Annotated in this window: 24 protein-coding genes; 14 read left to right on the top strand and 10 right to left on the bottom strand. The window is 34.1% G+C overall.

What is annotated here, in order from left to right; translation table 11 throughout:
- The first annotated feature begins 69 nt into the window (after positions 1-69).
- Together BMY56_RS09170 and BMY56_RS09165 are read left to right on the top strand one after the other, a co-directional pair.
- Positions 70-1,446, top strand: coding sequence for a 3-keto-disaccharide hydrolase (locus BMY56_RS09170; RefSeq protein WP_091622959.1), 1,377 nt, complete (start codon positions 70-72; stop codon positions 1,444-1,446).
- 3 nt (positions 1,447-1,449) lie between these two features.
- Entirely contained in the window at positions 1,450-2,778 is a 1,329-nt protein-coding gene (locus BMY56_RS09165; protein ID WP_091622956.1) for a Gfo/Idh/MocA family oxidoreductase, read from the top strand.
- A gap of 624 nt (positions 2,779-3,402) precedes the next feature.
- On the opposite strand, the gene BMY56_RS09160 is transcribed toward BMY56_RS09165, so the two are convergent.
- Genes BMY56_RS09160 through BMY56_RS09150 form a run of 3 tightly spaced genes read right to left on the bottom strand, consistent with a single transcriptional unit; the run spans position 3,403 to position 5,918 of the window.
- Positions 3,403-4,833, bottom strand: coding sequence for a hypothetical protein (locus BMY56_RS09160; RefSeq protein WP_143057803.1), 1,431 nt, complete (start codon positions 4,831-4,833; stop codon positions 3,403-3,405).
- The gene (locus tag BMY56_RS09155; RefSeq protein WP_091622950.1) at positions 4,805-5,389 is read right to left on the bottom strand and encodes a hypothetical protein; all 585 of its coding nucleotides are present in this window, start codon (positions 5,387-5,389) and stop codon (positions 4,805-4,807) included. Before BMY56_RS09155 ends, BMY56_RS09160 begins: the two co-directional genes overlap by 29 nt.
- On the bottom strand, positions 5,373-5,918 hold the full coding sequence (locus BMY56_RS09150) for an RNA polymerase sigma factor (RefSeq protein WP_091622947.1): 546 nt from the start codon (positions 5,916-5,918) through the stop codon (positions 5,373-5,375). Before BMY56_RS09150 ends, BMY56_RS09155 begins: the two co-directional genes overlap by 17 nt.
- A 104-nt stretch (positions 5,919-6,022) precedes the next feature.
- On the opposite strand from BMY56_RS09150, the gene BMY56_RS09145 reads away from it, so the two are divergent.
- The 5 genes from BMY56_RS09145 (at position 6,023) to BMY56_RS09125 (ending at position 10,469) form a co-directional block, all read left to right on the top strand.
- Complete coding sequence (locus tag BMY56_RS09145; protein WP_091622946.1) at positions 6,023-6,931, top strand: aldose epimerase family protein; 909 nt, start codon at positions 6,023-6,025, stop codon at positions 6,929-6,931.
- A gap of 29 nt (positions 6,932-6,960) precedes the next feature.
- The gene (locus tag BMY56_RS09140) at positions 6,961-7,533 is read left to right on the top strand and encodes a DUF2911 domain-containing protein (RefSeq protein ID WP_091622944.1); all 573 of its coding nucleotides are present in this window, start codon (positions 6,961-6,963) and stop codon (positions 7,531-7,533) included.
- Between the two features lie 39 nt (positions 7,534-7,572).
- Complete coding sequence (meaB, locus tag BMY56_RS09135; protein ID WP_091622941.1) at positions 7,573-8,562, top strand: methylmalonyl Co-A mutase-associated GTPase MeaB; 990 nt, start codon at positions 7,573-7,575, stop codon at positions 8,560-8,562.
- Between the two features lie 82 nt (positions 8,563-8,644).
- Positions 8,645-9,604 (top strand): glycosyltransferase family 2 protein, encoded by a 960-nt coding sequence (locus BMY56_RS09130; RefSeq protein ID WP_091622939.1) that lies wholly within the window; start codon positions 8,645-8,647, stop codon positions 9,602-9,604.
- Positions 9,588-10,469, top strand: a complete 882-nt coding sequence (locus BMY56_RS09125) for a lysylphosphatidylglycerol synthase transmembrane domain-containing protein (protein WP_091622938.1) — start codon at positions 9,588-9,590, stop codon at positions 10,467-10,469. The genes BMY56_RS09130 and BMY56_RS09125 overlap by 17 nt, the downstream gene beginning before the upstream one ends.
- An 8-nt stretch (positions 10,470-10,477) precedes the next feature.
- Here BMY56_RS09125 and BMY56_RS09120 read toward each other — a convergent pair whose 3' ends face one another.
- The 4 genes from BMY56_RS09120 to BMY56_RS09105 are packed head-to-tail and all read right to left on the bottom strand — an operon-like array spanning position 10,478 to position 14,357.
- Complete coding sequence (locus tag BMY56_RS09120; protein WP_091622936.1) at positions 10,478-12,136, bottom strand: ArnT family glycosyltransferase; 1,659 nt, start codon at positions 12,134-12,136, stop codon at positions 10,478-10,480.
- Positions 12,133-12,702, bottom strand: coding sequence for a phosphatase PAP2 family protein (locus BMY56_RS09115; RefSeq protein ID WP_091622935.1), 570 nt, complete (start codon positions 12,700-12,702; stop codon positions 12,133-12,135). Before BMY56_RS09115 ends, BMY56_RS09120 begins: the two co-directional genes overlap by 4 nt.
- A gap of 5 nt (positions 12,703-12,707) precedes the next feature.
- Complete coding sequence (locus tag BMY56_RS09110; RefSeq protein ID WP_091622933.1) at positions 12,708-12,935, bottom strand: hypothetical protein; 228 nt, start codon at positions 12,933-12,935, stop codon at positions 12,708-12,710.
- A 54-nt stretch (positions 12,936-12,989) separates the two neighbouring features.
- The gene (locus tag BMY56_RS09105) at positions 12,990-14,357 is read right to left on the bottom strand and encodes an MATE family efflux transporter (protein WP_091622930.1); all 1,368 of its coding nucleotides are present in this window, start codon (positions 14,355-14,357) and stop codon (positions 12,990-12,992) included.
- A gap of 362 nt (positions 14,358-14,719) precedes the next feature.
- On the opposite strand from BMY56_RS09105, the gene BMY56_RS09100 reads away from it, so the two are divergent.
- Positions 14,720-15,124 (top strand): response regulator, encoded by a 405-nt coding sequence (locus BMY56_RS09100; protein ID WP_091622929.1) that lies wholly within the window; start codon positions 14,720-14,722, stop codon positions 15,122-15,124.
- A 2-nt stretch (positions 15,125-15,126) separates the two neighbouring features.
- On the opposite strand, the gene mazG is transcribed toward BMY56_RS09100, so the two are convergent.
- The gene (mazG, locus tag BMY56_RS09095) at positions 15,127-15,903 is read right to left on the bottom strand and encodes a nucleoside triphosphate pyrophosphohydrolase (RefSeq protein WP_091622927.1); all 777 of its coding nucleotides are present in this window, start codon (positions 15,901-15,903) and stop codon (positions 15,127-15,129) included.
- 118 nt (positions 15,904-16,021) lie between these two features.
- Here mazG and BMY56_RS09090 point away from each other — a divergent pair, with 118 nt between their 5' ends.
- Together BMY56_RS09090 and BMY56_RS09085 are read left to right on the top strand one after the other, a co-directional pair.
- A complete protein-coding gene (locus tag BMY56_RS09090; RefSeq protein WP_091622925.1) occupies positions 16,022-16,855 on the top strand; it encodes a sugar phosphate isomerase/epimerase family protein in 834 nt (277 codons plus the stop codon).
- Between the two features lie 8 nt (positions 16,856-16,863).
- The gene (locus BMY56_RS09085; RefSeq protein ID WP_091622923.1) at positions 16,864-17,772 is read left to right on the top strand and encodes an SMP-30/gluconolactonase/LRE family protein; all 909 of its coding nucleotides are present in this window, start codon (positions 16,864-16,866) and stop codon (positions 17,770-17,772) included.
- Between the two features lie 25 nt (positions 17,773-17,797).
- Here the strand turns inward: BMY56_RS09085 and BMY56_RS09080 are convergent, their stop codons facing one another.
- Positions 17,798-18,262, bottom strand: a complete 465-nt coding sequence (locus tag BMY56_RS09080; RefSeq protein WP_143057802.1) for a hypothetical protein — start codon at positions 18,260-18,262, stop codon at positions 17,798-17,800.
- Between the two features lie 270 nt (positions 18,263-18,532).
- Here BMY56_RS09080 and BMY56_RS09075 point away from each other — a divergent pair, with 270 nt between their 5' ends.
- Genes BMY56_RS09075 through BMY56_RS09060 form a run of 4 tightly spaced genes read left to right on the top strand, consistent with a single transcriptional unit; the run spans position 18,533 to position 22,474 of the window.
- Positions 18,533-19,264: an MIP/aquaporin family protein gene (locus BMY56_RS09075; RefSeq protein WP_091622918.1), complete on the top strand. Its 732-nt coding sequence runs from the start codon at positions 18,533-18,535 to the stop codon at positions 19,262-19,264.
- A gap of 11 nt (positions 19,265-19,275) precedes the next feature.
- Positions 19,276-20,151 (top strand): alpha/beta hydrolase, encoded by an 876-nt coding sequence (locus BMY56_RS09070; RefSeq protein ID WP_091622915.1) that lies wholly within the window; start codon positions 19,276-19,278, stop codon positions 20,149-20,151.
- Between the two features lie 4 nt (positions 20,152-20,155).
- A complete protein-coding gene (locus BMY56_RS09065; protein ID WP_091622913.1) occupies positions 20,156-20,851 on the top strand; it encodes an SGNH/GDSL hydrolase family protein in 696 nt (231 codons plus the stop codon).
- Between the two features lie 9 nt (positions 20,852-20,860).
- The gene (locus BMY56_RS09060; protein WP_091622910.1) at positions 20,861-22,474 is read left to right on the top strand and encodes a family 20 glycosylhydrolase; all 1,614 of its coding nucleotides are present in this window, start codon (positions 20,861-20,863) and stop codon (positions 22,472-22,474) included.
- Between the two features lie 68 nt (positions 22,475-22,542).
- Here BMY56_RS09060 and BMY56_RS09055 read toward each other — a convergent pair whose 3' ends face one another.
- Positions 22,543-22,971, bottom strand: a complete 429-nt coding sequence (locus tag BMY56_RS09055) for a DUF5606 family protein (protein WP_091622907.1) — start codon at positions 22,969-22,971, stop codon at positions 22,543-22,545.
- Positions 22,972-23,029: the final 58 nt, after the last annotated feature.

The raw sequence follows: 23,029 nt of genomic DNA, 5'->3' as shown, positions 1-23,029 counted from the left end.
CCAAAAATTTGTTATATTCAAGCGCCCTATCGGGTGCTTTTTTTATAAACCATAATTTACCAAGACCAAATGAAATCAAACATCAATATTCTGCTGATTACCTTAATTCTAACAACATTTATAAGTTGTAATCAAAAACCTAAAGACGATACCCCTTGGGTAAGTCTTTTTGACGGAGAAACTTTAAATGGATGGTCACAACTCGGCGGCGAAGCTACTTATGCAGTAAAAGATAATGCTATTGTGGGCACCACGGTGCATAACACCCCCAACTCATTTATGACAACAGATAAATTGTATGGTGATTTTATCTTAGAATTAGATTATAAGGTAGACCCTAGTATGAATTCTGGCATACAAATTAGAAGTAATAGTTTACCACATTATATGGATGGGCGAGTTCATGGATATCAAATAGAAATAGATCCATCTGAACGAGCATGGAGTGCTGGTATTTATGATGAAGCAAGAAGAGGTTGGTTGAACCCGATGACCGATAACCCTGATGCTCAAAAGGCATTCAAGCAAAATGAATGGAACCACTATCGAATAGAAGCTATAGGCGACACCTTAAAAACGTGGATCAATGATGTACCTGCTGCTTACTTAATTGATGATAAAACAGATAAGGGTTTTATAGCGCTTCAAGTACATAGCATCTCTGATGAACAGAAAGATGGTACTGATATTATCTGGAAGGATATTAAAATTTTAACCGACAGTCTTTCTAAGTATTCAAGAAAAAGTCCTTTGACACCAATAATCACAAAAAATGGGTTAGGTGCAGACGAATTGAAAAATGGTTGGAAAATGTTATGGGACGGCGAAACTACAAATGGTTGGCGAGGAGCACGTTTAGATGAATTCCCAACAATAGGATGGGAAATTAATGATGGTATTTTGACAGTACTACCATCCGGTGGTGAAGAGTCGGCAGCTGGTGGAGATATCGTTACTAAAGAGTTATATGGTGATTTTGAATTAATGTTAGATTTTAAAATCACAGAAGGTGCTAATAGTGGTATCAAATACTATGTAGATACCGATATTAATAAAGGGCCAGGTTCTTCAATAGGTTTAGAGTATCAAATTTTAGACGATGCTAGACATCCCGATGCAAAACTAGGGAATCACGATGGTAGTCGCACCGTATCTTCTCTCTATGACCTTATTCAAGCAGACGTTAACAAACCAATGAACGGACCAGGAGAATGGAATACCGCTCATATCATTTCTAAAGACAATCACGTAGAACATTGGTTAAACGGGATGAAAGTTTTAGAATATGAACGTAAAAGCGACGACTACCGAAAATTAGTATCAGAGAGCAAATATGCGCAATGGCCAAATTTTGGAGAAGCTGAAAAAGGACATATTCTTTTGCAAGATCATGGAGACAAAGTTTCCTTTAAAAACATAAAAATAAAATCAATCATTAAAGAATAAGCAATGACCACTAGAAGAAACTTTATTAAAAAAACCTCCGCAGGTACAGCAGCGGTTACTTTGGGCAGTTTAGTCTTTCCAAGTAGTTCGTATGCAAATATTCTTGGCGCTAACGACCATATCAATTGTGCTATAATTGGAGTACGTAGTAGAGCGAAAGCACACGTAATGGCTATTCATACTGATAAAAATGCCAAGATTATATATTCTTGTGATGTCGATGATGTGATTTTGCAAGAACATAATGAGTGGTGTAAAGAAAATATAGGATACATACCCAAAATAGAAAAAGACTTTAGAAAAGTATTGGAAGACAAAGATGTCGATGCCGTATTCATTGCTACGCCAGAACACTGGCATGCACCAATGGCTATTTTAGCTTTACAAGCAGGTAAGCATGTTTATGTTGAAAAACCTTGTAGTCATAATCCGTATGAAAATGACCTTTTGGTCGAAGCACAAAAAAAGTATGGAAAAAAAGTTCAAATGGGTAACCAACAACGATCTGCAAAAACTTCTATTAGTGCCATCAAAGATATAAGAGAAGGTATTATTGGTGATGTCTATAAAGGAGAAGCATATTACTCTAACAATAGAGGTTCTATTGGAAAAGGAAATGTAATTGATGTTCCTTCTACATTAAATTGGGATTTATGGCAAGGGCCAGCACCAAGAGAATCGTATAAGGATAATATTCACCCTTATAACTGGCATTGGTTTCGTGCATGGGGTACAGGTGAGGTACATAATAACGGTACCCATGAAATAGATATCTGCCGTTGGGCCCTAGGTGTAGACCTACCAGAAACAGTTACCTCTTTTGGTGGCAAATATACCTTTCAAGACGATTGGGAATTTGTAGACAACCAACAAGTAACCTACACTTTTGCAAATAATAAATTTTTAACCTGGGCAGGCCATAGTCGAGGAATAATGAAACCAACGCGACCTGGACGAGGAAGTACGATATATGGTTCTAAAGGAAGCATTATGCTTGACCGTAATTTCTATCAACTTTATGATTTAGATGGCAATCTTTTAAAAGAGGAACTTGAAGGTGGCTCAAGCGAAACAACCAACACAAGAGGTGAAGGTCAATTAGATACAAACCATATTTCTAATTTCTTTGCAGGTATTAGAGAAGATAAAAGTCTTAATTCTGATATAAGTGATGCGAGTGTTTCTACCATGCTATGTCATTTAGGAAATATGGCTCAAGACGCAGGAGAAACCTTAAAGATTGATTCCACTACTGGAAAAATCACTAACAATGCTAAAGCAATGGAATCTTGGAAGCGAACTTACGCAGAAGGTTGGGAACCGGTTCTATAATCTAATAGATAAGGTGTTTAAAATTTATAGCAATCTACCAAATTCAAAATATGAATTAGTAGATTGCTTTTTTTATGCAGAGGTATTTAATACATCCAATGTCATAAAATCTAATCCATTTTATGAAATAGCATAAAATGAAGACAGACTTAATGTAATGCTAGAAATAGTAGATAATATTCTGCTGTACTAAACCAAAGATTCTTTAAAACTTTGGTGAAAAGATTACTGTATAGTAGTTTATATTGATGAGAATAATTCTTTAGGTTTCATCAATTCAATCATAATGCTTTTACCAATCAGGTAACCCTAAACAATAATGTCACCAATTTAGCCTATGATAAAAGGCAAAAATTGTTTAATGACCACATAATATCGATACAGAAGACAAAAGGTACAATCACCTTTTAGGAAAAGCCCATTAAAGTTTATACAGATGATACAAAAAATGTAGAATCAGTCATTTTAACTAAAAAAAGAATAGGATTTGCTTTCGCATATGCCGATAATGATAAAAGTGCAAAGCAAGAAAATTTTATTCAATAGGTATTTATGCTTGGTGAAGATAAAAATCAAGGGTGGATAGATGTAACTATTTTTGGCATATTAGAATTGATAGCATCATTAATGAATTACCACTTCACTATAATCAGATGTGATCATTACAGAACGATTACTGTTTTCTTTTAAATAAGAACCTTTGTTAATAATTGAAGTACCATTTTTAATCTGCTCTAACTTTAAAGTAGCAGGTACTTTAACAGTAGAAGAATTACCCTTTATATAAACATCTGTAGCCACTTTTGGCAATGCTATGTTTAATTCACCATTTCGAACACTTACATCCAATTCTTTAAAATCTAGTCCTATTTCAAGTATATGTACTGCACCAAAGTTATTTTTAATAAAAGCATTTTTAAGTAATTTGTTTATGGTAACGCCAGAGGATGTTGCTTGTAATTGCAATTGATCAACCTCTAACAATGATATTTCTTCTGAATACGAAGTGCTTAATTGGCCATAATTCCATTTTTGAACATTGACAGGTGAATATGAAGCCGAAACATTAGTTTCTTGCCCATCTATGGTAGCTGCCCAAAGGCTTGAATGCGAAAGTTTCGCATTCAAGTTTTTGGTATTCGCTGCTAGTTTTACTTCTCCATGGCGTACATCCATTTTTATACGGGTAGACTTAGGTAACTTAATTTGTATAATCTTTTTTATTTTATAATTCTTTTGCCCTTCATTCGTGTTCAAATAGAAAATATTTGGCGCGCTGATTAAACTATCTCGTCGTAAAAAAGCAAAATTCCTTATCGAATCTCTTTCTGCAAGACGATGTTCACGGTCTCTTTCACGCTCTTCAAGCCGCTGTTCCATTTCTTTGGCACGTTCTTCCATATGCTTAATGCGTTTTTCGTTTTGTTTTTCCATACGCTTTTCCATTTCCTCAGCTTGCGCTTCCATTTTTGAAGCCCATTCTTCTAAACGTTCTTGATGCTCCTTATCAAAACTTTTCTCAAAATTCTTTTGCCATTTTTTCATGTACTTATCCCCATCTTTTTGATATGCTTCATAATCAAATGAAAATGCCTGTGTTTGTGGTAATGGCGGCATATTAGGGAATGGAGCAATTTGCGGCATATTCATAACAAAAGATGCTATTTCTGGTATTTCAATATGTAAGTCACTATGATCAAATTCAAAATCTGTTTCGTCAATCGAAAAGAATGTATTGTTTCTTGATTTTGATGCTATAGTAATATTTTTACTATTACCCAATATTTCAATTGGATTTCCCTTAAAATAAGCATCCGCCTCTTCTTGGCTAGCGCCTTCTAAGGTGATGGTGGCCGTAATGGCCACCTCATCTTTGTCCCACGTTTCAAATTCAATATCAGCATAACTGGTATTAATGTCTATTACGGCATCTTCAGCCACAATAAAACGTTCTTGAAATGTTTTACTTTCCTTCTGGGCATATACCCCGATGGTGATTAATAGTTCTAATACAATGATGAGTTGCCTAGATACTGTTTTCATTGATCTGTTCATTTTTTGATAATTTTAATTCGTTTAATTTTCTTTTTAACTTCTGTAATAATTGTAATCGTAATTGCAAATTCTCTATCAATGCTGTTATAGTCTGGTCATTTGGCCCTAATTCTTTCAACTCTGCGTTTAAGGTTTTATACTCTAAATTCAGGTTATTGAGTTGTTCCATAAAACCATCTATTAAATCTTTGGTGTCAGGCGATACTTCTAGCTTCGCTAATTCTAGATTAATATTGGCTACATAATAATTTTCCACTTTTTTAAGGTCTGGAGATAAGTCACCAAAAGTGAATTCAGTTTGGTTTTCATTAATAGGGTCACTATCAACAACTGTATTCTCGATATTGCTATTTCCATTTAATAAAAAATAACCTACACCAACACTTAGTATGACCGCTATCGAAGCAGCAACTTTCATCCATGCCCTATTTGTTTTTTTATGCTCTGGCAATGATTGCTGCAGTTTCTCTAAAAAGCGCTCTTCATGGCCATTATTTATGGTGAATTGCTGCTCTAGCTTTTCCTTATTGAACATTTCCCTAAGATCCTGCTCCATATTTTTTTTCTTTTAGTAATTCTTTTAAATGTCCTTTTCCTCGCAACAATCTTGTTCTACAGGCAGATTCTGAAATATTCAATACCTGTGAGATTTCTTGATGGTCAAACCCTTCTAACAAATACATGAGTACTACATACTTGTATTTACTCTGTAAATCATCAATTGCATTTCTCACCTGTTCTATATTAATTGTCGATGGTACATTCCAATTATCATCATCTTCAACAACCTGCATATACCCTTCATCTAAAGACACAACATTTTCTTTTTTTGACTTTAGAAAATCAATGCTCTTATTAATAACAATTCGCTTCAACCATGCTCCAAATGTCACATCTCCTTTAAACTGATGTAATTTTTGAAAAGCTTTTATAAAAGATTCTTGTAAAACATCTTCCGCATCATCAGTATTCTTTACAAATCGCATAGCAACGATAAACATACCATCACAATATTTTCTATACAGTTGCAACTGTGCAGATCTATCATTTGCTTTACATTTCTCTACGACATTGCTTTGAAACATCGGTTGAATAGGTTGGTTTAAGTTTGTTGTTATAATAAGGACGTTAGAAAAAAAAGAATGTTGCAAAAATCTTTATTTTTACATTGTATAATTAATAGCTCCCTTTGAAACAAGTTACGATTTCCAATAAGTTTATAACCCTGATGGTGCTTGATTATGGCGCTACGATACAAAAATTACTCGTAAAAGGTAAAGACGGAAACTATACCAATGTCGTTGTTGGTTTTAATCATCCAAGTAGATATCGGTTAGATGATAATATGCTTGGTGCAAGTGTAGGTCGTTATGCTGGTCGTATTTCTAACGGAGGATTTGAACTTGATAGAGAAAAATTTCATTTATACCATGAAGATGGAGTTCATTTACATGGTGGCAAAGAAGGTTTTCATCATAAATTTTGGTCTATTGATGAAGTAAACAAAGACGATAACCCCTCAGTTAAACTTTCGTATAAAAGCAAGCATTTAGAAGAAGGTTACCCTGGCAACCTTACTGTAAGTGTTACCTATAAACTAATGAATAATGCATTACAGGTAATTTACGAAGGGACTACAGATAGAAGCACGGTTATTAATCTTACCAATCATTCATATTTTAAACTTGATTCAGACCCGTATATAGACGATTATGAATTGCAGTTAAACTGTCCGTATAGACTTGAAATGAATGAAAAATTACTTCCTACAGGAGACATTATTCCTGTTAGGAAATCTGAATATGATTTTTTATTACCAAGAAAAATCGGAGTACAACGTTTAAATACAGTTTTCATTAAAGATATTGGTAATGAAAAAGTTGCAGAAGTGCATTCAAAAACCTCTGGTATTTCAATGAAGGTATTTACCAATCAACCAGCATTAGTACTATACACACCTTCAGATTTTCCAGGTATTTGTTTTGAAACACAGAATTATCCTGATGCCCCCAACCAACCAGATTTCCCTAAAAGCGTCTTAAGGCCTGGTGATATCTATAACAACATCTCTATATTTAAATTTGATAGTATCACCTAATATGTTATTTAATACTTGGTTTTTAGCACATGAAAATAGTAATAAAAATTCTGATTGGTATTGCTGTGTTTATAGCTCTCATTTATTTTGTAGCAATACCCTATATACACAATGAAGCCAAAAAATTCAGTCCCGAAAAAACAGCTACTTTAGAACTTGGAGGAGGCTCGTTAGAAGTAGATTATTCGAGTCCGTCAAAAAAAGGAAGAACAATTTTTGGTGAGTTAGTACCTTATGGTAAAATATGGCGAACTGGAGCCAATGAGCCTACCACTTTTACCACGACCAAGCAGATTAAAATAATCGACAAAACTTTACCTGCAGGAAAATATTCTTTATGGACGATACCTAACAAAGATTCTTGGAAGGTTATTTTCAATACCGAAATACCCGAATGGGGCGTAACCCGTGTAGATGGTAACCAAACCACTCATGAAGTGAAGTACGACTACTTGACTATTGAAGTACCTACCAAAAAATTAGAAGTACCGGTAGAAGATTTATCTATTAATTTTGAGGACATTGAGATAAATAATACGTCTCAAAATAATTTAAGTTTGGCGTGGGATACTATTAAAATTATGATTCCCATATACAAATAGTACATTTATATCAGGCCAACCAAACCTCAAGCTGTTTTAATGAATATAGCCAACCTTAATAGTACAGAAATAATTGAAGGTATTTTCTCGAACAATATTGCTATTGTCAGTAAGGCTATTACAATTATAGAGAGTACAAAACCAGAACATCATATTATAGCTAATAAAATAATCGAAGGCTGTATTTCTAAGAGAAATGACACCATTCGAATTGGCATAACCGGTGTGCCAGGCGCTGGTAAAAGCACCTTTATAGAACAGTTTGGTCGAATGCTCACTGGTTTAGGAAAAAAAGTAGCTGTGCTTACCGTTGACCCTTCTAGCAGTAGAACAAAAGGTAGTATTTTAGGAGACAAAACACGAATGCAAGAATTGGTAAAAGATCCTAATGCCTACATTAGACCATCTGCCTCTGGTTCTTCACTTGGTGGTGTTACTAGAAAAACTAGAGAAAGTATTGTTATCCTTGAAGCAGCGGGTTTTGACATTATTCTAATTGAAACAATTGGTGTAGGGCAAAGTGAAACAGCCGTTCATGATATGGTAGACTTTTTTTTACTATTAAAATTAGCAGGTGCAGGTGATGAATTACAGGGAATAAAAAGAGGAATTATAGAAATGGCAGATTCTATTGTCATCAATAAATCTGATGGAAACAATGTACAAAATGCTACTCAGGCAAAAATGGAATTCGCCCGAGCTTTACATATGTTTCCGCCAAAAGAGAATGGTTGGTCACCTGAAGTTTTAACATGTTCTGCATTAGAAAATAGAGGGTTAGAGGAGATTTGGAAATTAATTGCCAACTATTGCCAGACCATGAAAGAAACTGGTTATTTCACTAAAAACCGGCAACAACAAAATGAAAAATGGCTTATTCAATATCTAGAACAAGAACTTTTATCGAAATTCTATCAAAATCCGAAAACTAAAAAGTTATTACCCTTACTTAAAGAGGAAGTAATCAATGGTAATACGTCACCTTTTTCAGCTGCAGAAAAACTATTGAACGCACTTTCAACCAACTAGGTTGCGAGAGATGTAGTAATAATCATGTCCTTTATCTTAACGATAAAAAACATAACTTTGCAGCTATTCCAAAAACAACCCAATGCAACCTGTTACCACTTCCCTACTTTCGGTCGTTGTTCCTTTATATAACGAAGAAGATAATGTGGCATTATTGACACAAAAAATCCACGAAAGCTTGGTAGGCTACAATTATCAAATTATTTATGTTGATGATTTTTCTAAAGACGACACTAAAAAAGTAGTAAAAGCACTAAAAGATGATAAGGTTCATCTTATTGAACTTAAGAAAAATTATGGGCAAAGTTTAGCTTTGGCGGCTGGTCTTGATTATGCAGAAGGTGAATATATCATTACCATGGACGGGGATTTGCAAAACGATCCTTCCGATATACCTGAGATGCTTACCTATGCAGTGAGTGAAGAATATGATGTAGTAACGGGAATACGTCAAAAAAGGAAAGATTCTCTAGTTAAAAAAATACCCTCTAAAATCGCCAATTTTCTGGTGCGCCGAATCACCAAATTAGATATAAAGGATAACGGATGTGCCCTTAAAGTTTTCACTAAGGATATAGCCAAAGATTTAAACCTTTATGGCGAAATGCACCGATTTATCACCCTTCTAGCACATTTAGAAGGTGCACAAATAAAACAAATACCTGTAAAACATCATGCACGTCATGCAGGAGTTTCCAAATATGGTTTAGAACGAGTATTTAAAGTAGTAGCAGATATGATGCTACTACTATTTATTCGTAAATACTTTCAACGTCCCATTCACCTTTTCGGAATATTCGGATTTTTATTAATCCTTTTGGGTGTATTAATAAATTTTTATCTCTTAGTCGTAAAAGTAGGTTTTGGGGAAGATATAGGTACAAGACCTTTATTGATGTTCGGAATGATGTTCATTCTTGCAGGAATTCAATTGTTCACCATAGGTATTGTTATGGAATTATTGATACGTACGTATTATGAATCACAGAAGAAGAGACCGTACCGTATTAAAAAAGTAAGTATAGGTGGCGAAGTTAAATAAGAAAGTAGCTACCGGATTAAAAGTACTTATCAGTGCAGTTCTTATTTATTTCATTCTTACAAAAATTAATGTAGAAGAAATAAAGGAGATATTAGTAAAGAGCAATCCTGTTTATTTATTCGGTGGCGCTATTTTCTTTATTATTTCTAAGGTAATAGCGGCTGTGAGGCTTAATCTTTATTTTCATCAACTTAGTATACCTCTTACCCATAAAAGTAATCTTAAACTGTACCTTTTGGGGATGTTCTACAACCTCTTCTTACCTGGTGGTATTGGTGGTGACGCTTATAAAGGCTACATTTTAAAAAAGAATTTCGATGTACCTACCAAAAAAATAGTGAGTGTTTTGGTGCTAGACCGTTTAGGAGGTCTTCTTCTACTCTTTATTTATGCTTGTGCCTTATTATCTTTTCTTGATTTAGAATCCCTAAATGGTTTTCGATGGATGTTCATTTCAGCTATTCCATTGTCGGTTGCAGTATTTTGGTTTTTAAACAAAAGATTTTTCAATTATGTGCTTCCCATTTTTTGGAATACCACCATCTTATCGGCTTTGGTACAGTTGGCCCAATTAATAAGTATATGGTTTATTTTATTTGCTCTGAAAATAGAACTGAATCAAATCGCATATCTTATAATTTTCCTTGTGTCATCAATCGTAGCAGTTGTTCCTTTAACCCTAGGTGGCATCGGTAGCCGTGAAGTCACCTTTTTTTATGGTGCACAGCTATTAGGGCTAGACCAGAATATATCGGTTGGTGTAAGTGTATTATTCTTTTTAATTACTGCGATCGTTTCTTTAGCAGGAGTTTGGTATCACTTCAAAAAAATAACGCTAGAATCTATAGAAACTTCAAAGCAATAAAAGACTATTTAGTAAATATGCAGCAAATGCATTTTACGTGTAACCTTTTTACGGGTATTCGGGTTTAAAAATTTACCTTGAAGACGAGTTATTCGAAACTGGTCAACAGAAATTTGAGAATCCCAATCTAGTCCGATTTTCTGCAACGTTGACATATCTTCATCATTGGCATATACCCAAATATCCTTTTTACCTTTTAGTAAATTAGGGGTCGCTATTTGAACAGGATGTTGATTATAAAAATCTAAAGACCAAGTATAATCTGAAGTAACCTTATACACTCGATCTACAGGAATATTTTTTAATTTTATGATTTTCGCCATTGAAGAGCCACCTTGAAACTCTAATAAATTAGGGTAAAAATGCAAATTCAAAACAGCGTTCAATAATAATGATGCACATACAGAAATAGTAATTAATCTTACATAAACACCCTCTCGTTTTAAGGAATAGAAGATAATAATTACTCCTGCAATTAAAAGAAAGATATAAGCCACTATACCCTTTAATTCAAATACATAAAAACAAATTAAGGCTGAGGCTATGAATACTACGCCTAGTATAAAATATTGACCCTTCATCAGTAATCGTGTTGCTTTCTCTCTATCAAATCGATATAAATCATAGAGATAAGATCCCGTTAAAACAGCAAATAAAGGAATGGTGATATTTAAATAGTGTGGTAGCTTAAATTGTGCAAAACTAATAACTGCAAATATTAAAGTTATTCCCCCTAATGTTAATACTTCAAACTTGGCGTTGTATTTAAATTTAAGCTTAATAAGTCTTTTTGCCTTAGCATAATAGGCAGCAATTCCAAGAATTGTCCAAGGTAGAAATACCCATAAAAAAGTATGAAAAAAGAAGAAAAAGTCACTACTATTTTTTCCTATTCCTTCACCACTTAGTCGTTCAAAACTTTGTTCCCAAAAAATAAAGAATATACCACTACGGTTATCCTTTCCTCGAATTATTTTTTCAGGATGCAAATCGAATTGAAGGTAATAAGCATATAACATAGGGCTAATAGTCACACCAAAAACAAAAAGAGCCACTAATACCTTCCAACTCAAAAATGCTTTCCATTTACCCGTATACAAAAGATGACACAAAATGGGTAAACCAATAACCAATAAAGAAATCTGTCCTTTAGTGGAGAATGCTATACCTGCCGCAAAGGCTCCTATTATAATTCCTTTTAAAGAACCTTTTTCAATATACGTGGTTAGTTGCCAAATCGCCAAAATACTAAAACCTGTCAATACCGCATCGGTACGTACATCTATGGCTCCCAACACAATTGTTTGGGCAGTCATAAAAATTAACGCTGATAATTTACCAACATGTTTTCCGTATAAAAGATTTCCTAAACCGTAACAACTGTATGCCGCAAGTAATGTGGCCAAAATACCCGGTATTCTGTACGCCCAATCATGTATTCCAAAAATTTTATAGGATAAAGCGGCAAGCCAATAATGCATATGTGGCTTGTCTAAATACTCTTCGGGACCTTTAAATAAGCTGAAAAAATCATTTTCTTGAACCATTCTCATGGCCATTACTGAAAACTGTGCAGAATCATTCTCAAACAACGTAACAAACATACCTGCCACGTAAACCATGAATATCAAAGCAATTAAAAACCAGTACCTTAGATTGGATATCATAGGGAGAATTTGCGAAGTGCAAATATAAATAACTTTACAAACAACCAGCCGAACAACGAACCTATTACAGCACCAGTAATAATATCTAGTGGAAAGTGAACGCCAAGGTAAATGCGACTATACGCTACCAAAGCAGCCCACAACACTAAAAAGACTCCAATATATTTTATGGATGACTTCAAAATACTACCAAAAAAAACTGCTATGGCAAAAGCATTAGCGGCGTGTGCTGAGAAATAACCGTACTGCCCACCACAATAACTTTTAACCAAGCGCATTACCGGTATTATTTCGGGATCATGACAAGGTCTTAATCTGGCAACGCCATACTTAAAAAAGTTGCTTAATTGATCCGTAACAGTGATTAAAAAAGCAACGGAAATCAATAAAACCAAAGTTCTTTTAAGTCCGAATTTTTGGTATGAAAGAATAAGAAGAAATATGTACAATGGTACGGCACTCAACTTGTGGGATATAAATTGAAATAAATTATCCCATTGAGGTGTACCCAAACCGTTGAGGTATATAAAAAATTCTTTGTCAAATTGTAATAACTCTTGAAGCATATTACTTAATCTTCATATCTAGAGACTTCTCTATCGTAGAAAGCGGTGGCAGCGACTATTAAGTTTTCTGCTTCCTCTTCTAATTCTTTTTCATCTTCTTTAGAAAATTCTTCAAGCCATTCTACTTCGTCATTTTCAAGATTTATAATAAACCTTGGAAATTCGGTATGTACAACAAATATTGCTGTTGGATAATCGGTATTGTCACCCAGTAAAAATTTTGGAAATTCCATAAAAAATATACTATATAAGTTGAAATTTAATTGCTCATTAAGGTTTTGAAACCATTACCCAGCAATTAGTTTTTTTGTTAAATAATTAAATCGAAGATACAACATAATGGCCGATGCGGTTAAACCCGTTAGCAAACCAATCCAAATACCGGTACTTTTCAAATCTGTGTAAAGGCACAAGTAAAAACTTACAGGAAACCCTATTAACCAATAAGAAATAAAAGTAATAACCGTTGGTATTTTCACATCTTGCAATCCACGTAATGCCCCTAGCACTACTACTTGAATTCCGTCTGAAATTTGAAAAAACGCAGCCACCAATAATAACTCAGCCGCAATAACTATAACCTCTGTATTATCAGTGATGTTGGCTACATCATTAATATCTAAATATAAAGAAGGAAACCAAAACCTACCTAATAAGAAAAGTATAGCAAAGAAAATTTCTAATAAAAAGGTCAGTAAAAATATGGACTGGGCAATGCGCCTTAACTCCGTAAAATTCGTTAAGCCTTTTTGATTTCCAACTCGTATCATAGCAGCTATTCCTAGACCCATACCAAACATAAAGGTCATACTACTTAAATTCAAGGCAATCTGGTTAGCTGCTTGTGCATTTTTACCTAAAACACCGCTTAACCATACTGCAGAGGTAAAAATACCAACTTCAAAAAACATTTGTAATGATGAAGGGAACCCTAATTCTATGATTTTCTTTATCACTGTTTTCTCAATATTAGCAAAATCGAAACCGGTCACATAATATTTAAATTTCTCCTTGGTTTTTAAAATAAACCATATATAAAATACCATGAAAAATCGAGAGACAAGCGTACCTATTGCTGCCCCTACAATTCCCATTTCTGGAAAACCAAAAGTTCCAAATATTAAAAGATAGTTTAATATAATATTAATAATATTTGCCACAATGGTTGCATACATTGGGTATTTCGTTTGCGACAACCCCTCTGAAAATTGTTTAAATGCTTGAAAAATTATCAACGGAACTAATGAAAAAGCAACCAAATCTAAATATGGCAATGCTAACGCAACCACTTCAGCCGGTTGATTCATCATGTTCATGACGGGTTTCGCCAGTAAAATCAATCCGAATAAAGTCAAACCCAGAATAGTGCATAACACCAAACCATGCTTCAATGCTCTTTTAGCATCCTTTTTATTACCCGCGCCATCTGCTTCAGCAACCAAAGGTGTAATTGCGGTAGAAAAACCTATGCCCAAAGACATAGCTATAAACACAAAGCTATTCCCCAATGAAACTGCTGCTAATTCAGCGGTACCTAATTGGCCAACCATAATATTATCTGCCAATTGCACGAAAGTATGGCCCAACATTCCTAAAATAACAGGAACGGAAAGCTTAATATTATATCTAAATTCTTTGGTGAATTTTTGTAACAAACCTTAATCTAAAATTTTGGCAAAGGTACTTCTAATTAGCCTATTTCAGCTTAAAGAGAACTGTATTAAATAGTTGAAAATCTATCTAAACATCCTCTTTTTATTATAATTCAAGTAAAATTATCTCCACAAATAGCCACTAGACTACTGGGTATATGAAAAGATTTTTATCCTATTTATAAATACAAAAAACTATAAATAAGCAGAGCTGCATGATTATTCGTCCGTAATTTCTCCCCAAAAAAGAAAATAGCCATCAGAAAATATAGATGAAATATATTTCGAGCGAGTGTACTATTTGTATATAATAATTCGTTATCTATAGTGTATTAACACTACAAGACCATTAACTTTTAATTCGTATGAGTGAAACACCATTAATTTGGATAATCGACGATGACGATATTTCAAAATATGTAATGAAGAGAAACCTTAGGCAACTTTCGGTAACTAATGTTATTGAATTTCCAGATTCGACTCAACCCTTAAAAATTTTATCTGATAATTTTGATTCTACAGATAAATTACCAGACGTAATTCTTTTAGACCTGAATATGCCTATTCTTAATGGGTTTCAATTTATGGAAGAATTTAAGGTCGCAAATGAAAAAATAAAAAAAGACATACAAATCTATATGCTGACTTCCTCATTGAGTTCAGAGGACTTAGACCGTGCTAAATTATTTCCTGAAATTTCTGAATATTTTGTTAAACCGATTACTCTTAGAAATTTAGCGAGAATTGTTGATAACGTTTTACAAGAATAAGATTATTCTTTAGTTTTAGCTTCATTCCAAAATATATCCATTTCTTTTAAGGTCATATCCTGTAAATCTTTACCCATTTTTTTTGCATTTTTCTCTAAATACTGAAAACGCTTAATAAACTTTTTATTAGTTCTTTCGAGTGCATTTTCAGGATTGACACCTAAGAATCTTGCGTAATTTATCATCGAAAAAAGTACATCTCCAAATTCAGATTCAATTTTATCGACTTCCCCAGATGCAACCTCTACTTGTAATTCACCTAGTTCTTCTTGTACTTTTTCAAATACCTGTTCTGGTTTTTCCCAATCAAAACCTACCCCTGCAACTTTATCTTGTATTCTATTCGCCTTAACAAGTGCGGGCAAACTTCGTGGCACACCTTCCAAAACACTTTTTTTACCTTCTTTTAGCTTTATCTGTTCCCAGTTACGTTTCACTTCTTCAGCATCGGCTACTTTTACATCACCATAAATATGAGGGTGTCTATTAATTAATTTATCGCATATAGCATTTGCAACGTCTGCAATATCGAAGTCCTCAGTTTCTGATCCAATTTTAGCGTAAAACAAAATATGAAGAAGTACATCACCTAATTCCAACTTCACCTCGTTCAGGTCATTATCTAATATCGCATCGCCCAATTCGTAAGTTTCCTCTATAGTCAAATGCCGAAGTGATTGCATTGTCTGCTTTTTATCCCAAGGGCATTGCTCACGCAACTCGTCCATGATAGTTAATAATCTATCAAGAGATTTTAATTGGTCTTTTCTGCTATTCATTGGTGAAGTTTTTACAAAAATACGTATCCCATGTATGACCGGCTAAAATTCCTGTTTAGTTTTTGTACATTTAAAAGCCTAAAGCTTATAATCTTTTATAATCAAAAAGCCAACCCTTATGAAGACGCGTAGAAATTTCCTTAAACAATCAAGTCTATTCGGTGCTGCAACACTGATAATGCCACAATTAAGTTGTGCTGCACCTAAAAATTCAACTTATGGTGTTCAACTATATTCCTTCAGAGATAGCATGTTAAAAAATCCTAAGAAAACATTAGAAGAGATTGCTAGTTTAGGTTTTAAAGAAATAGAAAGTGCAGGTTCAGTAAAAGGATATTACTACGGTCTTACACCTTCAGAAATGGAACAAACTTGTAAAGATTTAGGCATGAAAATTACAAGTGGTCATGTACGCCTTGATGATAAATTTGAAAAAACTATGGAAGATGCTGTTGCCTCTGGCCAAGAGTATCTTATTTGTTCTTCAATGCCATCAGATGGACAAACAGTTGATAATTATAAGAAAGTAGCCGAGCAGTTTAATGTTGCTGGGGAAGCGTGCAAGGAATTAGGCCTAAAATTTGGATATCACAACCATGAATATGAATTTGATTCTGAAAATGGGCAGGTTCTTTACGATGTGTTAATGGACAATACCCAAGATGATTTGGTTCATATGGAATTGGACCTTGGATGGGTTGTCGTTGCTGGCAAAGATCCAATATCTTACTTTAAAAAATACCCAGGTAGATTCCCCCTGTGGCACTTAAAGGATATGGATATGACCAAAAAGGAAAGTACTGAATTTGGCAAAGGAGTTCTCGACATAGCATTAATGCTAAATAATAAAGAACTTTCTGGTGTAGAACATATTTATATAGAACAAGAAGAATATACTAGCACACCTTTTGAAAGTATGAAATACAATATGGATTATCTTAAGAATATTTAGTGCCGACCATGAAAACAACCATTCAATTTATTACCTCAGTTATTTGCTCAATTTCAATAATTTCTTGTAAATCTCAATCAGTAGATTTGGTTGCTGAAGGTGCAGAATTAATTCAAATTTCAAACGAGTATAGTTTCACGGAAGGTCCTGCATCAGATAAAAACGGAAATGTGTTTTTCACAGACCAACCAAATGATAAGATTATTAAATGGAATGAGTCAGATAACTCATTAAGTATTTTCAAGGAACCTGCAGGTAGGGCCAACGGTTTATATTTTGACCAAAATGAGAATTTATTGGCAGCAGCAGATAATGAAAATGAACTATGGCGAATTAATGCGAATGGTAAGGTTGATACACTTATAACCAATTTTGAGGGCAAGAAATTAAATGGCCCAAATGATCTCTGGGTAGATTTGCATGGAGGAATCTATTTTACCGACCCCTATTACCAAAGACCCTATTGGGATAGGACCGCTGCTGAACTTGAAGAAAAAAATGTGTATTACATTTCGCCGGACTTAAAAAATATTACCATTGCTGCAACTGATTTTGTACAGCCAAATGGCATTATTGGCACACCAGATGGTAAAACACTTTATGTGGCGGATATTGGAGACCAAAAAACCTATTCTTATTCCATTCAAAATAATGGAACATTGACAAACCGCACGTTATTTACAGATATGGGTTCTGATGGTATGACCATTGATAATAAAGGAAACATATACCTTACTGGTGAAGGTGTAACTGTTTTTAACTCGAAAGGTCATAAAATACAACACATACCTATTAACGAGGAATGGACTGCAAATGTTACATTTGGCGGAAAAAACCAAGACATTTTATTTATAACTGCCATGGGCTCTGTCTATACTTTAAAAATGAATGTTCATGGTGTTAGATATACCGAGTAACTCGATCAGATAAAGTAAAAAATTACTATTGTTTTAAAAATTTCCTATTTGAAATACCAGGTAAATCATCATTTATACTTTCAGTCAATGTTGACGAATTAAAAATCATAGTAGAAAATTCACTATTATTTAAATTCAAAACATTACTTAGAATTGTCCATTTGCCTGTATAGTTTATAGTTCGGCCACATCGAATACCATAAAGATCACCAGTGATACTAGTTATATTTAATTCAATCAAGTCCATATCCCAAGTTCCATCTTCACTTACTGTAAGTAATCCTGTTAAACAAGAAAGTTCGTCTAACATATTTATTGAAGACACACCATCTTCATTAGGGTCTTGAGCTGTACTTAAATTTACTTCGGTCAAATTATAAGCACCAATAACTAATGAACTTTCCTGAGTCTCATTGCCATCATCATCTGACGAGCAGGCTGCAATGATTAGTATCGAACAAAAAACAAGAACATATTTAAAATTTTTCATAGCATATTTGTAATTTAAAATCAACCAGATGAAAAAGTTAAGATAAATATTTTTTATGCTATTTAATTCCAACACAATTCATAAAATTACAAAATCGGTATTCCTTATAAAATCTTTAAAAACCAAAGGATATAATTAATGTCGTTAAATTAAAAAACATTGAGTTTCTCATATCTAACCAGTCTAAATTATCAATAATGTAACAAACCGTTTTAATTCTTAATTATTCCTTGTTTTTTTTTATCTTAATCCACTTAAACCAACCAAACAATGATTGTATATATTTTTGAATTTATCGGTACTGCAATGCTAATTCTAATAGGAAATGGAATCGTTGCTAACCTAGTATTAAAAGGAACAAAAGGTAGTGACTCTGGTTGGACAGGTATTTCTTTAGCATGGGGTATAGCCGTTTTCATAGGTGTATTTATGTCTGCCGATGTAAGTGGCGCACATCTTAACCCTGCTGTTTCTATTGGCCTTGCAACCGCAGGTAAATTTTCATGGGCATTAGTACCTGGTTACATTGTTGCTCAAGTATTAGGTGCTATGATGGGTAATCTTTTAGTATGGTTAACCTATAAAAAACAATATGAAGCCACAGAAGATACGGGTTCTATATTAGCAACATTCTCAACCTCCCCTGCCATAAAAAGTCCTTTTTGGAATTTGGTAACTGAAATCATAGGTGCTTTCGCACTTGTTTTTGGTGTTTTCTATATTGCTGGCGGTGCAATGGGTGAAAATGCTGTCTCCTTAGGTTCTTTAGATGCCCTACCTGTTGCTTTACTTGTTATGGGTATAGGATTCGGACTAGGTGGACCAACTGGTTATGCCATTAATCCAGCAAGAGATTTTGGCCCTCGTTTATTACATTCGATATTACCAATTAAAAACAAAGGCAAAAGCGATTGGGGTTATGCTTGGGTACCTATAGTTGGCCCTATTATAGGTGGGGTATTGGCTGCACTTTTATATAAATTAATTGAATCATTTATTTAAAATTAAAAAGAATGAAAAATATACTTCTCATACCTTGTTTACTAGTCTCGATGAATATACTCGCCCAAAGTATTATTGAATTGCCGTTCACCCCTATCTCTGAAGTTAAATGGTCAACCGACGAGAAAGAATACTTCTCAGAAATATGGGATACTCAAGTAATAACCAATGTATCTGTACCACGATTAGAAGTATATGAAGCTGACCAACCGAATGGAACTAGTGTAATAATTGCGCCTGGAGGCGGACTTTACGGTTTAAGTATAAATAGTGAAGGACGAGATGTAGCGAAGTGGTTAAATAATAGAGGAATTACGGCTTTTGTGTTAAAATATCGACTAGTACCTACAGGTATTGATGGCGTTAAAGAAATTACAGAAGAAGGAAATACCAATCCTGCTAAAATTGGGGAAAGAGTGTCTCCCGTACTACCACTTTCGATTGCAGATGGTTTAGCAGCGATTACCTATGTAAGAACCAATGCAAAAGAAATGAAGCTAGACCCAAACAAAATTGGGTTTATGGGTTTCTCAGCTGGTGGCGCTGTAACTATGGGTGTTACATTTAACTACACACCAGCAAATAGGCCAAATTTCATTGTCCCTGTTTATCCTTGGATGACCGTGATTGGTGAGTACAAAGTGCCAGAAGATGCCCCAGCAATGTTAGTTATTTGTGCTTCAGACGATCCGTTAGGACTTGCGAAGCCAAGTGCTGACCTGTACTCCGCTTGGTTAAGCAATGGCAAAAATGTTGGAATGCATATGTACTCGAAAGGCGGACATGGTTTTGGTATGAAAAAACAGAATCTTGCTTCTGATAATTGGATTTCACAATTTTATAGTTGGGCACTTACCGAAAGTTTAACAAAACCAACAGTCAATTAAATTCATGCAACATAAAAATCATTATTCTACCGAATTAAAAATAGGCAAACTCTTTCTTCTATATTTTTGTTTAACATTAAGTAGTTTTTACTGTAGTGCACAGTCAGAAATTACCTTTTCTAATGAGGTCAATGCTATCACAGCAAAATACGATACTATTTGGGACACTAATCGCGAAACCATCGTTTTTACAGGAAGCTCTAGCGTACGCTTATGGAAAAAGCTAGAGGAAGAATTTCCTGACCATCAAATTTTAAATAGCGGTTTTGGAGGTTCACAAGCATCAGACCTATTGTATTTTATAGACGAATTAGTTCTTTCCTACAACCCCAAAAAAGTATTTATTTACGAAGGTGATAATGATTTATGGGCAAAAAAAAGACCAAATCAAGTTCTTGATACCACAGAAGATATCATCCGTCGAATAAAAGCAAATAGCCCATCAACTCAAATTATATTAATAGCTGCAAAACCAAGTATTAGCAGATGGGAGATTCGTAGAAAATATAAAAAGCTAAATAGAAAATTCGAACGCCTCGCAAAAAAAGACATTCAATTAGACTTTGTAGATGTTTGGCACCCTATGCTAAATAATAGAAAACTAATTACTGATATTTTTATTGAAGACGGACTGCACATGAACCAAAAAGGCTATGATATTTGGTATGAAGCCATGAAAAATTTTGTAAACAACCCATAATAAAAAACAATGTTTAAGACCCTTTGTATTAGAAGTTTATTTTTTGCCGCTATCACCTTAGCCTTCATCGCATGTAGCGAGGAAAAAAAAGAACGAATTGCCATGCCTACAACTGATTTATCTAAAGTTAGTTTGATTCCAAAACCTTTAAAAACAACACCAACAAATTCAGCGTTTGCATTAGATCAGTTTACCGCTATCTACACTTCAAAAAACGCTACAGGTTTTGAAGAGGTAGGCACCTTTTTGGCTGATAAGTTAAAAAGTAAAACAAATTTAACCATACCTGTAAATTCTGAAGGCGCCAATACAATTGAAAGAATAATATATATCAACCAGAGCGATAGTATAGATATAGAAGCGCCTGAAGCATATCAACTATACATAAATCAAGATTCAATCATTATTAACGCGAATACAGCTGAAGGAGCTTTTAGAGGAATACAGACATTAAGACAATTGGTGCCTATTGAAAGTAACGACACATTGGCACTACAGAAAATTTGGCCAGTACCGTCGGGTAAGATTGTTGACAATCCTAACTTCGGTTATAGAGGCTCTATGTTAGACGTTGCAAGACATTTCTTCAGTGTTGATGATGTTAAAAAATACATTGACTTACTGGCCTATTATAAAATAAATGTGCTGCATTTACACCTAAGTGATGACCAAGGCTGGCGTATAGAAATTAAATCTTGGCCTAAATTAACCGAAGTCGGTGGTAGCACAGAAGTTGGTGGTGAATCTGGTGGATTTTACACCCAAGAAGATTACAAAGAGATTGTACGTTATGCCGCTGAGCGATATATGACCATTATACCTGAAATAGATATGCCAGGCCATACAAACGCAGCTTCTGTTTCTTATCCATTCTTAAATGGTAATGGTAAAACACCTAAACTTTATGAAGGTATGCGTGTTGGCTTTAGCACATTTGACACCCATAAGGATACTGTTTATACTTTTATTGATGATGTTGTAAGAGAAATCTCGGCAATAACACCTGGACCATATTTTCATGTTGGTGGAGATGAAAGTCATGTGACAAAAAAGAGTGATTATATCTATTTCATTAATAAAGTAGAAAAGATTGTTCAAAAACATGGTAAACGAATGATAGGTTGGGATGAAGTAGCCATTGCGGATGTTGATTCTACATCCATTTCACAATGGTGGGCAAGCGAAGAAAATGCCAAAAAAGCTGTAGATAAAGGAATGAAAATCATCATTTCACCTGCCAAGAAAGCGTATTTAGATATGGAATATGACACCTTATCTAAGTTCGGCTTACACTGGGCCGCTTACATACCCGTTGATACTGCGTATGTATGGACACCGGAAGAATATGGTATACCTGTAGAAAATATATTAGGTGTAGAAGCGCCACTTTGGTCTGAAACAATTAGTAATATAGATGAACTAGAGTACTTAGCTTTTCCAAGAATAATTGGCTATTCTGAACTTAGTTGGAGTATTAAAGAAAATAGGAATTGGGAGGATTATAAAATACGTTTGGCAGATCAAGCTCCCTTTTTAGATAGAATGGATGTAAAGTATTATCCCTCTCCTTTAATTGATTGGAAAAAAAGTGATTTTACTTATGAGACCATTAAAAAGGACTAAATAAACTACTGCATAAAAAAAGCCTTGATTTAAAAATCAAGGCTTTTTTTATGTTCAATAATACTTTTTTATTCCTCCTCAGAGGCATCAATTGCTTCTCCTTTTTCACTTGAGAAATCAATTATTTTATTATCTGTCAATATGTTATACCATTGAATAACTTTTTTAATATCACTAACATAAACACGATCTTCATCGTAATTAGGAAGCACTTCGAAAAAGTATTCTTCTAATTTTATTTTTTCATCTTTGTGGCTAATTGAAGTTTTTCCTCCATCTTCTTTAGATTGTATTTTTTCAAAAACCTCTCTTAATGGCACTTCTTCTTCAAGCGTGTAAATTGCTATCTCCGATAATACACTTACGCTGGCACGTAGACTTACGGTTATTCTTTTTCCATCTAACAAAGACTCCGCCACAAATCCAGTTCTTGTTTGGGTAATTAACTTATATAAACCTGGTTTTCCTGCAACAGATAAAATTTTCTCTAAACCCATAAACTATTTTAAAATTTAAGTCGACAAAGATTACACTTTTCTATTAATTAAAAGATGA

The sequence above is a fragment of the Maribacter orientalis genome (assembly GCF_900109345.1).
GTDB classification, from domain to species: domain Bacteria; phylum Bacteroidota; class Bacteroidia; order Flavobacteriales; family Flavobacteriaceae; genus Maribacter; species Maribacter orientalis.
This window is presented reverse-complemented; position numbering and strand designations above follow the sequence as displayed.

What these genes read in the sequence shown, in the direction of transcription:
- BMY56_RS09170 (WP_091622959.1), top strand. Translation starts at nt 70, where the DNA reads ATGAAATCAAACATCAATATTCTGCTGATTACCTTAATTCTAACAACA.
- BMY56_RS09165 (WP_091622956.1), top strand. Translation starts at nt 1,450, where the DNA reads ATGACCACTAGAAGAAACTTTATTAAAAAAACCTCCGCAGGTACAGCA.
- BMY56_RS09160 (WP_143057803.1), bottom strand. Translation starts at nt 4,833, where the DNA reads ATGAACAGATCAATGAAAACAGTATCTAGGCAACTCATCATTGTATTA.
- BMY56_RS09155 (WP_091622950.1), bottom strand. Translation starts at nt 5,389, where the DNA reads ATGGAGCAGGATCTTAGGGAAATGTTCAATAAGGAAAAGCTAGAGCAG.
- BMY56_RS09150 (WP_091622947.1), bottom strand. Translation starts at nt 5,918, where the DNA reads ATGTTTCAAAGCAATGTCGTAGAGAAATGTAAAGCAAATGATAGATCT.
- BMY56_RS09140 (WP_091622944.1), top strand. Translation starts at nt 6,961, where the DNA reads ATGAAAATAGTAATAAAAATTCTGATTGGTATTGCTGTGTTTATAGCT.
- meaB (WP_091622941.1), top strand. Translation starts at nt 7,573, where the DNA reads ATGAATATAGCCAACCTTAATAGTACAGAAATAATTGAAGGTATTTTC.
- BMY56_RS09130 (WP_091622939.1), top strand. Translation starts at nt 8,645, where the DNA reads ATGCAACCTGTTACCACTTCCCTACTTTCGGTCGTTGTTCCTTTATAT.
- BMY56_RS09120 (WP_091622936.1), bottom strand. Translation starts at nt 12,136, where the DNA reads ATGATATCCAATCTAAGGTACTGGTTTTTAATTGCTTTGATATTCATG.
- BMY56_RS09115 (WP_091622935.1), bottom strand. Translation starts at nt 12,702, where the DNA reads ATGCTTCAAGAGTTATTACAATTTGACAAAGAATTTTTTATATACCTC.
- BMY56_RS09110 (WP_091622933.1), bottom strand. Translation starts at nt 12,935, where the DNA reads ATGGAATTTCCAAAATTTTTACTGGGTGACAATACCGATTATCCAACA.
- BMY56_RS09100 (WP_091622929.1), top strand. Translation starts at nt 14,720, where the DNA reads ATGAGTGAAACACCATTAATTTGGATAATCGACGATGACGATATTTCA.
- mazG (WP_091622927.1), bottom strand. Translation starts at nt 15,903, where the DNA reads ATGAATAGCAGAAAAGACCAATTAAAATCTCTTGATAGATTATTAACT.
- BMY56_RS09090 (WP_091622925.1), top strand. Translation starts at nt 16,022, where the DNA reads ATGAAGACGCGTAGAAATTTCCTTAAACAATCAAGTCTATTCGGTGCT.
- BMY56_RS09085 (WP_091622923.1), top strand. Translation starts at nt 16,864, where the DNA reads ATGAAAACAACCATTCAATTTATTACCTCAGTTATTTGCTCAATTTCA.
- BMY56_RS09080 (WP_143057802.1), bottom strand. Translation starts at nt 18,262, where the DNA reads ATGAAAAATTTTAAATATGTTCTTGTTTTTTGTTCGATACTAATCATT.
- BMY56_RS09075 (WP_091622918.1), top strand. Translation starts at nt 18,533, where the DNA reads ATGATTGTATATATTTTTGAATTTATCGGTACTGCAATGCTAATTCTA.
- BMY56_RS09070 (WP_091622915.1), top strand. Translation starts at nt 19,276, where the DNA reads ATGAAAAATATACTTCTCATACCTTGTTTACTAGTCTCGATGAATATA.
- BMY56_RS09065 (WP_091622913.1), top strand. Translation starts at nt 20,156, where the DNA reads ATGCAACATAAAAATCATTATTCTACCGAATTAAAAATAGGCAAACTC.
- BMY56_RS09060 (WP_091622910.1), top strand. Translation starts at nt 20,861, where the DNA reads ATGTTTAAGACCCTTTGTATTAGAAGTTTATTTTTTGCCGCTATCACC.
- BMY56_RS09055 (WP_091622907.1), bottom strand. Translation starts at nt 22,971, where the DNA reads ATGGGTTTAGAGAAAATTTTATCTGTTGCAGGAAAACCAGGTTTATAT.